Raw genomic sequence first — 12052 nt, 5'->3', positions numbered from 1 at the left:
GGCCCGGTCGGCAGTGCCGTCGGGCCCGGTCGCCCCGTCGTGGCGGGGAAATTCGGAGGTGGCTAATGACCCGATCCATGAACCGCGACGTGATCATCTCGTGTGCCGTAACCGGTGCCGGCGACACCGCCGGACGCAGCGAGCACGTTCCAGTGACCCCGGCCCAGATTGCCAACTCGGCCCTGGATGCCGCCTCGGCTGGTGCAGCCATCGTGCACTGCCACGTCCGTGAGCCGGAGACCGGCCGGGGGACCCGGACCGTGGCCTACTACCAGGAGGTGGTAGAGCGCATCCGGGAGAAGAACGATGACGTCGTGGTCAACCTGACCGCTGGGATGGGGGGGGACCTCAACGTCGGGCCCGATGACGACCCGATGTCCTGGCAGCCAGGGACCGACCTGGTCGGGGGCGCCGAGCGACTGGCCCATGTGGAGGCCATCCGGCCCGACATCTGCTCCATGGACTGCGGGTCACTGAACTTCGGTGATGACAACGAGGTCTACGTCTCGACCCCATCGATGCTGCGCATCATGGCCCAGCGGGTCCGCGAACTCGGGGTGCGACCTGAGCTGGAGGTCTTTGACACCGGCAACCTGTGGTTCGCCGAGACCATGATCGCTGAGGGTCTCATCGACGCCCCGTACTGGATCCAACTCTGCCTGTCCATCCCCTACGGCACGCCACTGGACGTGGGGATCCTGCAGGCCATGGTCAACCGACTTCCCGACGAGGCCGAGTTCACCTCATTCGGTCTCGGGGCCATGCAGATGCCGATGGCGGCCCAGTCGGTGATGCTGGGCGGCCACGTGCGCGTGGGCTTGGAGGACAACCTCTACCTAGAGCGGGGGGTGCTGGCCACCAACGCCCAGTTGGTCGAGAAGGCGGTCCGGATCGTGGAACTGATGGGTGCCCGGATCCAGACCACGACCGACGCCCGCCAAACCTTGAAGCTCGGCTGAGTCAGGTACCGACCGCCCGGGGAGGGATTGTGGCAGGAACCGCACCGCGCACCATCGGAGTGGTGGGCACCGGTGTTATCGGGGCCGGCTGGGCTGTCCGGGCGCTGGCCCGGGGCCACGCCGTGGTGGCCTGGGACCCGGCACCGGGTGCTGAGGAACGACTACGGGCCACCGTGGATCGGGCCTGGCCGTCGGCCACCAGGCTGGGGTTGTTCCCGGGGGCCGACCGGAGCCAGCTCGCGTGGGCGGCGACGGCCGATGACCTAGCGGGGCGGGTCGACTGGATCCAGGAGAGCGCCCCGGAAGACGAGGACGTCAAGCGTCCCCTGCTGCAGGCCCTGGCCGGGGTAGCCGGCCCCGAGGTGGTCATCGCTTCCAGTTCGTCTGGGCTCCTACCCACCCGGCTCCAGGAGGGCTGCCGACACCCAGAGCGGGTGCTCATCGGACACCCGTTCAACCCCGTGTACCTGCTGCCGCTAGTTGAGGTGGTAGCCGGTCGCCAGACATCGACCGAAGCGGTGGATGCGGCCCTGACCCACTACGACGACCTGGTCATGCATCCGCTGCTCGTTCGAACCGAGATCGAGGGCTACCTCTCGGACCGGCTCCAGGAGGCCCTGTGGCGGGAGATCCTGCACCTGGTCAACGACGGTGTGGCCACCACGCGAGAGCTGGACGAGGCGGTGCACTACGGCCCGGGCCTGAGGTGGGCCGGCATGGGGACCAACCTCACCTTCCACCTGGCGGGCGGTGAAGAGGGCATGCGCCACATGCTCGGCCAGTTCGGCCCGGCCCTGAAGTTGCCGTGGACGAAGCTGGAGGCCCCGGACTTGACCGAGGACCTCATCGAGGTGATGGCCGCCGGCTGCGAGGAGCAGGCCGAGGGCCGGACCATGGCTGAGCTCGAGCGGCTCCGCGACGACTACCTGGTCAACGTCATGCGATCGTTGCGTCCGCTGGGCCTGGGGGCCGGACGGCTGGTGGCCGAACGGGAGGCCCGAATCCACGAGGCCGGCGTCCCGGCCCAGTGGTCGGCGGGTGACCCGGTGGCCGCCCCGCTGACCCTGTACGAGACGACCGTCGAGCCTGACTGGGTGGACTACAACGGCCACATGTCTGAGTGGGCGTTCCTGACCGCTTTTGGGTGGGCCAGCGACAAGCTCTTCCGATATGTGGGCGTCGACGAGGACTACCGGTCGGCCGGCCACACTTTCTTCACTGTGGAGACCCACCTGAATTACGTGCGAGAGGCCTCACTGGCCGATCCACTCCGGTTCACCACCCAGGTTTTAGGCGTGGACGCCAAGCGGCTCCACTTCTTCCATGCCATGGAGCACGCCACCACCGGTGAGCTGCTGTGCACCACCGAGCAGATGCTGCTGCACGTGGACACCAGGGCCGGATCTACGGCTCCCCTTCTTCCCGGTCCGGCGGCTGCGCTGGCCGCCATCGCCAAAGCCCACGCCGATCTGCCCGTCCCGCCCCAGGTGGGTCAGGTCATGGGCCTGACCTGATCCGATCGACGATCCTCGGAGCTGACCATGGACTTCGCCCTGACCAACGAGCAGGAGATGGTGGTGGACACCGTCCGGACCTTCGTCGAACGCGAGTTAGTTCCCCATGAGGAGGAGGTGGAGCGACAAGGCGACGTGTCGCCCGACCTGGTGGCCCGGATCCGAGACCGCTCCCTGGAGGCGGGGATCTACGCAGCCAACATGCCGGCCGAGTTTGGTGGCGGGGGGCTTGACAACCTGACCATGGCTCTGGTGGACCGGGCGTTCGGCTGGACTCAGTACGCCCTGCACTACGTGGTGGCCCGTCCTTCCAACATCCTCCTGGCCTGCACTGGGGACCAAGTCGAGGAATACCTACTACCAACCATCCGGGGCGAGCGGGTGGACTGTCTGGCCATGAGTGAGCCGGGAGCCGGTTCGGACGTCCGGGGCATGTCCTGCAGGGCCGTCCGGGATGGCGACGACTACGTCGTCAACGGCACCAAGCACTTCATCAGCCACGCCGACCTAGCCGACTACACGATCCTGTTCGCGGCCACCGGGGAAGAGGACACCCCTCGGGGCCCCAAAAAGCTCATCACCTCGTTCCTGGTCGACCACGACACCCCGGGCCTGGAGGTGGCGCCGGGCTACAACTCGGTCTCCAACCGCGGCTACCACAACCTGATCCTGAACTTTGACGACTGTCGGGTGCCGGCTTCCAAGGTCCTCGGGGAGGAGCACCGGGGCTTCGAGGTGGCCAACGAGTGGCTGGGGGCCACCCGGCTCCAGGTGGCCGCCGTCTGCCTGGGTCGGGCCGACCGGGCCCTGTCCGTGGCCCTGGAATGGGCGGCTTCACGGGAACAGTTCGGCCAGAAGATCGGCAAGTTTCAGGGGGTCTCGTTCAAGCTGGCCGACATGCGGACCCGCATGGTGGAGGCCGAGCTGATGACCTACCGGGCGGCCTGGCTCATGGACCGCGGTGTCATGTCGGACGGCGACGCAGCGATGGCCAAGCTCTCGTCCACCGAGATGATCCAGTTCGTGTCCGACGAGGCCATCCAGATCCTGGGCGGTATGGGCCTGATGGACGAGCTTCCCCTGGAGCGGATCTGGCGCGATGCCCGGGTGGACCGGATCTGGGACGGCACCAGTGAGATCCAGCGGCACATCGTGAGCCGTGAGATGCTCCGCCCGCTGGGCGGCTGACCGGACGGGGAGGGCCAGCCATGGGACGCCTGGGCCGCCTCCTGTCCCCACGGTCTCTGGCCGTGGTGGGCGGTCGACCGGCCGAACTGGCCCTCGAACAGTGCCGTCGTCTGGGCTTCGACGGCGACCTGTGGCCGGTGCACCCGACCCGGGCCTTGCTGGACGGAATTCCGTGCCTGCCGACCTTGGACGATCTTCCCGGTGTTCCCGACGCCGCCCTGGTGGCCGTCAATCGCTATGCCACCGTCGACGTGGTGGGACGGTTGGCAGCCATGGGAGCAGGTGCCGCTGTCTGCTACGCGTCGGGGTTCGCCGAGGCAGGGGACGACGGCCGGGCGTTACAGCAGGATCTGCTGGCCGCAGCGGACGGTATGCCGGTGGTTGGTCCTAACTGCTACGGCACGGTGTCGGCCACGGTGGGTGCCGCCCTGTGGCCAGACCAGCAGGGCCTCTCCCGAGTGGAACGGGGCGTTGCCATAGTCACACAGAGCGGGAACATCGGCCTCAACCTCACATTGCAGACTCGGCCCCTGTCCATCAGCCACCTCCTGACCCTGGGAAACCAGGCCGACGTGGGAATCGAAGAGTGCCTGGAGGACCTGCTGGGCGACCCAGCGGTTTCAGCCGTGGGCCTCCACGTGGAGGCCTTGCACGACGTGGCCCGCTTTGAGGAGGCCTGCCGCCGAGCGTCGGCTGCGGGCGTCCCAATCGTCGCCCTCAAGACCGGCTCCTCACCCCGGGCCGCCGAGATCGCCGCCTCCCACACCTCGTCGCTGGTCGGAGCTGACGCCGCTTACGGGGCCCTCTTCGACCGCCTGGGCGTCCGCCGCGTCCGGTCCCTTGCAGAGCTACTCGACACCCTCCTGGTCCTGGACCGCGTCGGGGGACTGCCGGGGAACCGGATCGTCAGCCTCAGCTGTTCGGGCGGCGAGGCGTCGATTGTCGCCGATAGCTGTGCCGGCCTCGACCTGAACCTTCCCCCCTTCACCGACGCCCAGGCCGAGAGGATCCGCGCCGCCCTGGGCGAAGGCGAGGCAACGGACCTGGTGTCGGTGTCCAATCCTTTCGACTACCACACCTTCATCTGGGGAGACCGGGACCGCCTGACCGGCACCTTTACCTCAGCGCTGGACGGGCCGGTCGACGCAGCCCTCCTCATCTTGGACTTCCCCGGCGCCGGACTGGACGACGCCACCTGGTGGCCGACCCTGGACGCGTTCGCCGAGGCCTGCGTATCGACCAGGACACCAGGCGTGGTAGCTGCCTCCCTGGCCGAGAACCTGCCGGTGGTCGTCGAGGAAGCGGCGACCGACGCCGGGCTGGTAGCCGTGCGGGGTATTGAGGCGGCGCTCGTGGTCCTGGAGGCGGCCGCCCAGTGGGGCGCCCGGCCTGACCATCCGCCGCTCCTACCACCAGGGCGCCCGCCGGGACCGACGCGTCGCATGATGGGAGACGAGGCCAGGAGACTGCTAGAGGATGCTGGGGTTCCGGTACCCCGGTGGGAGGTGGTGTCGGTCGACGGGGCTGGCGAGGCGGCCGACCGACTGGGGTACCCAGTGGTGGTCAAGGCCGCCGGACTGGCTCACAAGACGGAAGCCGACGCGGTGGCGCTGGACCTCAATGACGCCGGTGCGGTCGACGAGGTGGCCCGTCGGATCGCCGGGGCGTCGGCCGCCGAGACGGTGATCGTCGAGCGCCAGGTCGGCGACGCGGTCGTCGAACTGCTGGTCTCGGTACGCCGGGAGGATCCGGTGGGCTGGCTGCTCACCGTCGGCGCAGGCGGAACCCTGGTGGAGATCCTGGAGGACACCCGCAGCCTGCTGCTTCCAGTCACCGCGGAGGACGTACGTTCCGCCCTTCAGGGCCTGTCGGTCTGGCCACTGCTGGCCGGCTATCGGGGACGTCCCGGAGCCGACGTGGAGGCCGTTGTGGATGCCGTCCTCGGAGTAGCTCAGATGGCCGTGGCGCCAGACGGCCTGGTTGAGGTGGAGTGCAACCCGTTGATTGCCGGAGCGGAGGGTGCCACGGTGGTTGACGTGCTGGTCGAACGCGAGGACCCGGAGGGGCAACGATGAGCGACGGGGCGGCGGTCCGGACCACGGTAAACGGCGGGGTACTGGAGGTGGTCCTAGACCGTCCGAAGGCCAACGCCATCGACGCCGCCACGAGCCGGGAGCTGGGACAAGTGTTCGCCGGGTTCAGGGATGACCCGTCGCTGAGGGTCGCCGTGTTCACGGGGGCCGGTGACCGGTTCTTCTCGGCTGGTTGGGACCTCGGCGCGGCGGCGGACGGCGAGGAGTTCGAGGCCGACTACGGCGAAGGCGGCTTCGGCGGCTTTGGCGAGTTACCCCGAAGGAACAAACCGGTGGTGTGTGCAGTGAACGGCCTAGCCGTAGGTGGCGGCTTCGAGATCGCCCTGGCCGCCGAGTTCGTGGTGGCCGCCGAGCACGCCGAGTTTTTTCTTCCCGAAGCCGGCTTGGGAATCATCCCCGACACGGGAGCGGTCCGGCTGCCCCGTATTTTGCCGCCAGCGGTGGCCACCGAGGTGCTCATAGGCGGGCGACGCCTGGATGCCCGGGAGGCCGAACGGTGGGGCCTCGTCAATCGGGTGGTGCCGGTGGCCGACCTCCGCTCGGCGGCTCTCGAGTTAGCCGGTCGGATTTCTGCTTCCGCCCCGCTGGCCGTGGAGGCGGTGTTGGCCATCGACCGGGCCACCCGCCACCTCTCCCTGGAAGAGGCGTTTGCCCACCTCCGGTCGGGCGATCTGGAGGCCTACGAACGCATGCTGGCTTCGGAGGATGCGGAGGAGGGACTGCAAGCTTTCGTCGAGAAGCGGGACCCCCACTGGCAGGGCTCCTGATCCACTGGAGGGAAAGCCTGAGCCCCGGTAAACCGCGCTAGGTTTCGATCTCGACGACGGTTCCCGACCAGGGCCGTCGTCGAGGCCGACTGAGGGATTCCGGCCGGACTCCAATGATGGGGGACACATGAGCCAGCGTCTGACTACACCGATGGTCCGCGAGGACGGGGTGCTGCGCGAGGCGACCTGGGAGGAGGCCCTCGAGCGGGCCGCCTCCGGGTTCGGCTCCGTGGTCGACACCCACGGTCCCTCGGCCTTCGGCATGTTCAGCTGCTCGAAGACCACCAACGAGGTGAACTACGCCGCCCAGCGGTTCGCCCGACGGGTCATCGGCTCGAACAACATCGACAGCTGCAATCGAACTTGACACGCTCCTAGCGTCGTCGGTCTGGCGACGGTCTTCGGAGCAGGCGGAGGTACCTCGTCATACGAGGAGATCGAGACGACCGACGCCATCGTCATGTGGGGGACCAACGCGCGCAACGCGCACCCCATTTTCTTCCACCACGTCCTAAAGGGCATCGACAACGGTGCCCGGTCGTGGACCGTCGACCCCCGGCGGACCGGTACGGCCAAGTTCACCGACTCCTGGCTAGGCCTCGACGTCGGGACCGACATCGCCCTGGCCCACGGGGTGGCACGCGAGATCATCCACGCTGGCCTCACCGACGACGAGTTCATCCGGCACGCCACCACCGGCTACGAGGAGTTCGTGGCCTTCGTGGAGTCGTGGACCCTGAAGCGGACTGCGGAGGTTACCGGCGTGCCTACCGAGGCCATCCGGGACCTGGCCCACGGATACGCCTCGGCCCCGACGGCCCAGATCTGTTGGACCCTGGGAATCACCGAGCACCACACCGGGGTGGACAACGTTCAGGCCCTCTGCAACCTTGCCCTGCTCACCGGGCACGTGGGCCGGAGGGGTTCAGGTCTGGTGCCCCTTCGCGGGCAGAACAACGTGCAGGGCGGTGGTGACATGGGTGCGCTGCCCAACAAGCTCACCGGCTTCCAGGACGTGGAAGATGACGAGGTGCGGGCCAAGTTCGAAGGGGCCTGGGACTGTGAGATTCCCGCTACCAACGGCTGGAACCTCACCGAGATGTTCGAGGCCATGGAGCGAGATGAGCTCAAGGCCGTCTACTGCATCGGCGAGAACCCGGCCGACTCGGAGGCCGACGTCAAGCACGCCAGGGCCATGCTTGAGCGACTCGATGTGCTGGTCGTGCAGGACGTGTTCCTGACGCGTACGGCCCAGATGGCCGACGTTGTCCTGCCGGCGGCCCTGGGATGGGCGGAGTCGGACGGTACGGTCACCAACAGCGAGCGTCGTGTCCAGCGGATGCGGGCCGCCATACCGCCACCCGGTGAAGCTCGCCAGGAGATCGGGATCATCAACGACCTGGCGGCTCAGATGGGTGACGGAGGCTGGGGGAACCCCACGGCCGAGGAACTTTGGGAGGAACTCCGGACCGTTTCACCCATGCACGCCGGCATGTCCTGGGAGCGCCTCGAGGCGGAGGGTGGCATCCAGTGGCCGTGCCCGACCGAAGGCCATCCCGGGAGTCCATTCCTACACGGCCGCCTCTGGGAGCGGCCGGCCGGTGGACGACTGGCGCCGTTTTCGTGTGTCGAGGATCGCCGTCCGCTGGACGAGCTTTCCGATGAGTTCCCGTTGCGTCTAACCACCGTGCGCGCCCTGGACTCGTACAACACGGGCGTGCAGACCGACAAGTACTCCTCGCCCATTCGCACGGGGGAGGCGCTCGAGATCTCGCCGGCCGACGCCGCCGATCTGGGGGTGGTCGAGGGGGAGCGGGTGAACGTGTCGTCCCGCCGGGGCGCCATCGAGATGACCATCGGCATCGACCGGGACCTTGCCGTAGGCCTGTGCCACACCACCTTCCACTTCCCGGAGACGACCGACATCAACCAGATCACCAGCGACGCGGTTGACCCGAAGTCGGGCACGGCCGAGTTCAAGGCGGCGGCCGTGCGGGTCGACAAGCTCGTCGGGGTAGCCACCGGTGCCTGACCTCCACTTTGGGGCGACAGAGGAGGCGACTGACGCCGAGAGGGCAGGGGTCGACGCGGCGATTGCCAGCCTTGGTCCGGTGGTCCTCTGGGAGTCCGAACGGTTGGTTTATGGAGGCCACGAACGCACTCGGGAGCGTCGCCACCTATTGCTTCCGGCCCTCCACGCTCTCCAGCGGTCGGTCGGTTGGATTAGCCCGGGGGGTTTGGACTACGCCTGCGCGCAACTGGAGGTGCCGCCTGCTGAGGGATACGGCGTGGCCACCTTCTACCACCTGTTCACCCACGAGCCGCCGGCTGCCGTCGACACTGTGCACGTGTGCGACGACGTGGCCTGCCGGATCGTCGGAGCGTTGGAGCTGATCGACGACCTGGTCGCCGACGGGCACCACGTCAAGGCAAGCCCGTGCCTAGGTCAGTGCGAGCGGGGACCAGCGGTGATGGTCCAGCGGACCGGGAACGAAGACGTGACCGTCGCTTCGGTGGATGGCGGACCGGTTGGTGTCGCACAGGTCGCGGCAGCCATCGGATCGGGCGCCTCCACGCCGTCGGTCACCCTCCCCCAGGCTGGGGATCCCGGCCTACGCCTCCTGGCCCGTGTCGGTGTCGTCGATCCGACCAGCCTCGAGGACTACCGGGCCCACGGCGGCTACCGGGCCCTGGAGGCCTCGTTGACCATGGGATCGGACCAGGTGATTGCCGAGGTGACCACGGCCGGGTTGTCCGGTCGGGGTGGTGCTGCCTTCCCGACCGGCATCAAGTGGCGCGGCGTGGCCGACCAGGAGGGGCGTCCCCGCCACCTGGTGTGCAATGCCGATGAGTCTGAGCCCGGAACCTTTAAGGACCGGGTTGTCATGGAGGGTGACCCGTTCTCCCTCATCGAGGCTATGACGGTGGCCGGCCTGGCCGTCGGGGCCGAGCAGGGCTGGTTGTACATCCGGGGTGAGTACCCGGTGGCCACCGACCGTCTGGGCCATGCCATCACCGAGGCCCGGGCTGCAGGGCTCCTGGGCGACGACGTCTCCGGCTCGGGACGTCGCTTCGACATCTCGCTGCGCAGCGGGGCCGGTGCCTACATCTGTGGCGAGGAGACGGCGCTGTTTAATTCGCTTGAGGGGTTCCGGGGCGAGCCTCGGAACAAGCCGCCGTTTCCCACCACGCACGGCCTGTTCGGTGAGCCCACGGCCATCAACAACGTGGAAACACTGGTCAACGTGCTGCCCATTGTTTTGGACGGCGGAGCGGCCTACGCCGCCGAGGGTACGGAGCGGTCACCAGGAACAAAGTTGTTCTGCCTCAGCGGACGGGTAGTCCGCCCCGGCACCTACGAGGTGGAGTTTGGGGCCACCCTGCGGGACCTGATCGACCTGGCCGGAGGCCTGCCAGAGGGGCGGAGCCTGCGGACCGTCATGCTGGGTGGGGCCGCCGGTAGCTTCGTGGGACCGGACTCGCTGGACCTGCCGCTGACGTTGGAGGCCACCCGGGACGCAGGCGTGTCGCTGGGCTCAGGCGTGATCATGGTGTTCGATGAGACTGACGACCTGGTCGACACCGTACGGCGCATCGCCGAATTCTTCCGTGACGAGTCGTGTGGCCAGTGCGTTCCCTGCCGGGTGGGGACGGTGCGCCAGGAGGAGGTGCTGGTCCGGCTGGGACGGGGGTCCACGGTGGATGACGAACGGGACCTGCTGGACGACCTAGCGGCCGTCATGAAGGACGCCTCGATCTGCGGTTTGGGTCAGACGGCCTCAGGTGCTGTGCTCAGCGCTCTGGACCTCGGCCTGCTGGTCGACATCGGCGGCGGAGGATCTCGATGAACGAGACGGCGGTTTCTGTGACCACCATGGTCGAGGCCACCATCGACGGGGCGACAGTTCGTGTTCCGGAGGGGTCCACCATCCTGGACGCCTGTCGCCGCCAGGGCATCGACACACCAACGCTGTGCTGGGCCGAGAACTTGACACCGGTCAACGTTTGCCGGGTCTGCGTAGTCGAGGTCGAGGGGTCCCGGGTTCTGGTTCCGTCCTGTTCCCGGCCCGTGGAAGACGGGATGGTGGTGTCCACTGACTCCGAGCGGGTACACACCAGTCGGCGGATGGTCTACGAGCTGCTGGCCTCGTCGGTCGAGATGGACCGGGCTGACCCCGAGGTCCACGCCTGGATGGAGCACTATGGGGCCCGGCCGGAGCGGATGGGAGAACGGTCCGAGATCGCGACGGTGGCCCAGCCGGTGAAGGTCCAAGACGACCTCTACGTTCGGGACTACGAACGGTGCATCCTCTGCTACAAGTGCGTTGAGGCCTGTGGCGACGACGCCCAGCACACCTACGCCATCGCCACAGCCGGTCGGGGTTTCGGGGCCCACATCTCCACCGAGCACGACGTGACCCTTCCCGATTCGGCCTGCGTCTACTGCGGGAACTGCATCGGGGTCTGTCCAACGGGGGCGCTGGCTTTCAAGACCGAGCACGACATGCGCCTGGACGGCACGTGGAACGAGGAAGACCAGGAGGTCACCACCACGGTGTGTTCGTTCTGCGGGGTGGGCTGCAACCTGGAACTGCACGTCCAGGATGAGCGGATTGTGAAGGTGACGTCACCGGCCGACCACTCGGTGACTCACGGCCACCTGTGCATCAAGGGACGGTTCGGCTGGCAACACGCTCAGTCCTAACCTCCGGGACGGATCCGCCCGGCGTCGGTATCCGGGCGATCAGCCCTGCTCTTTGATCAGGACCACGACCCAACCCTCGATGCCGGCACCTGGCAGGTGGTCGCCGTGCTCCCGGAAGGCCACGGTGGCCGAACCGTCGGCCTCGATGGCGTCCAGTTCGGCGGGGAAACGGCCCTCGTCCCAGAAGTGGTCGTTCAAGCCGACGACTACGGCACCGCCCGGTCGGACGACGCGCAGGACGTCACGGAGGGCGGAGGGTCGGATGTGCCCGAACGAGAACACGCCGACGGCCGCTGCGTGATCGTAGGTGTCGTCGGCGACGTCGAGCCCCTCGTTCAGGTCGGATTCGAAGAGCCGGCCGTAGACCCCGGTCGCTGCGGCCCGTTCCAGCATGGGGGGTGAGAAGTCGCAGCCGTCGAGGTTGGTGAATCCGGCCTCGGCGAGGGCACGCCCGGAGAGTCCGGTGCCGCAGCCCACGTCCAGGATCCGTCCGCCGGGTTCCACTACGGAGGTCAGGGCTTTTGCGCACCGGGTGGGTTGGGCGTAGGCGTTCTCGACGCCGACCTCCTGGTCGTAGGTTTCGGCCCACTCCTCGTAGTGGTCCAGCGTCTGACGGCCGGTCTCCAGGTCGTAAGAGGTGTCGAGGAATCGCCGGTCTTCCACCCTGGTTCTCCCCGTGATCAACGTGACCGGGTCGACGGCTTGCGGCCCGACCTTCGACGGTAACCGGATATCGGGCCGGGACCGATAAAGAGTGGTCTCCCGGATCCCTTGTGGCCCGTCTCGTTACACAGGTCACCCTGATACACTGCCGCAGTTGTAGGGG

Annotated in this window: 9 protein-coding genes; 8 read left to right on the top strand and 1 reads right to left on the bottom strand. The window is 67.8% G+C overall.

Annotated features, from left to right (window positions below):
• Positions 1-65: 65 nt before the first annotated feature.
• The 8 genes from MK181_03135 to MK181_03100 all read left to right on the top strand — a co-directional run bounded on the left by MK181_03135 (position 66) and on the right by MK181_03100 (position 11226).
• Complete coding sequence (locus MK181_03135) at positions 66-959, top strand: 3-keto-5-aminohexanoate cleavage protein (GenBank protein MCH2418787.1); 894 nt, start codon at positions 66-68, stop codon at positions 957-959.
• 29 nt (positions 960-988) lie between these two features.
• Entirely contained in the window at positions 989-2473 is a 1485-nt protein-coding gene (locus MK181_03130; protein ID MCH2418786.1) for a 3-hydroxyacyl-CoA dehydrogenase NAD-binding domain-containing protein, read from the top strand.
• Positions 2474-2500: 27 nt separating this feature from the next.
• Positions 2501-3661: an acyl-CoA dehydrogenase family protein gene (locus MK181_03125; GenBank protein ID MCH2418785.1), complete on the top strand. Its 1161-nt coding sequence runs from the start codon at positions 2501-2503 to the stop codon at positions 3659-3661.
• Between the two features lie 20 nt (positions 3662-3681).
• On the top strand, positions 3682-5736 hold the full coding sequence (locus tag MK181_03120; protein MCH2418784.1) for an acetate--CoA ligase family protein: 2055 nt from the start codon (positions 3682-3684) through the stop codon (positions 5734-5736).
• A complete protein-coding gene (caiD, locus tag MK181_03115; protein ID MCH2418783.1) occupies positions 5733-6521 on the top strand; it encodes a crotonobetainyl-CoA hydratase in 789 nt (262 codons plus the stop codon). The genes MK181_03120 and caiD overlap by 4 nt, the downstream gene beginning before the upstream one ends.
• Positions 6522-6672: 151 nt before the next feature.
• A complete protein-coding gene (locus MK181_03110; GenBank protein MCH2418782.1) occupies positions 6673-8553 on the top strand; it encodes a molybdopterin-dependent oxidoreductase in 1881 nt (626 codons plus the stop codon).
• Positions 8546-10369 (top strand): NAD(P)H-dependent oxidoreductase subunit E, encoded by a 1824-nt coding sequence (locus MK181_03105; GenBank protein ID MCH2418781.1) that lies wholly within the window; start codon positions 8546-8548, stop codon positions 10367-10369. Before MK181_03110 ends, MK181_03105 begins: the two co-directional genes overlap by 8 nt.
• Positions 10366-11226 carry a 2Fe-2S iron-sulfur cluster-binding protein gene (locus MK181_03100; GenBank protein ID MCH2418780.1) on the top strand — a complete coding sequence of 287 codons (861 nt, stop codon included), beginning with the start codon at positions 10366-10368 and terminating at the stop codon, positions 11224-11226. Before MK181_03105 ends, MK181_03100 begins: the two co-directional genes overlap by 4 nt.
• Positions 11227-11265: 39 nt before the next feature.
• On the opposite strand, the gene MK181_03095 is transcribed toward MK181_03100, so the two are convergent.
• Positions 11266-11889, bottom strand: a complete 624-nt coding sequence (locus tag MK181_03095; GenBank protein ID MCH2418779.1) for a class I SAM-dependent methyltransferase — start codon at positions 11887-11889, stop codon at positions 11266-11268.
• Positions 11890-12052: the final 163 nt, after the last annotated feature.

The organism is Acidimicrobiales bacterium (genome assembly GCA_022452035.1).
In the GTDB taxonomy this organism is placed as follows: Bacteria; Actinomycetota; Acidimicrobiia; order Acidimicrobiales; family MedAcidi-G1; genus UBA9410.
The sequence above is the reverse complement of the archived record's forward strand: the minus strand, read 5'-3'. Positions and strand labels throughout refer to the sequence as shown.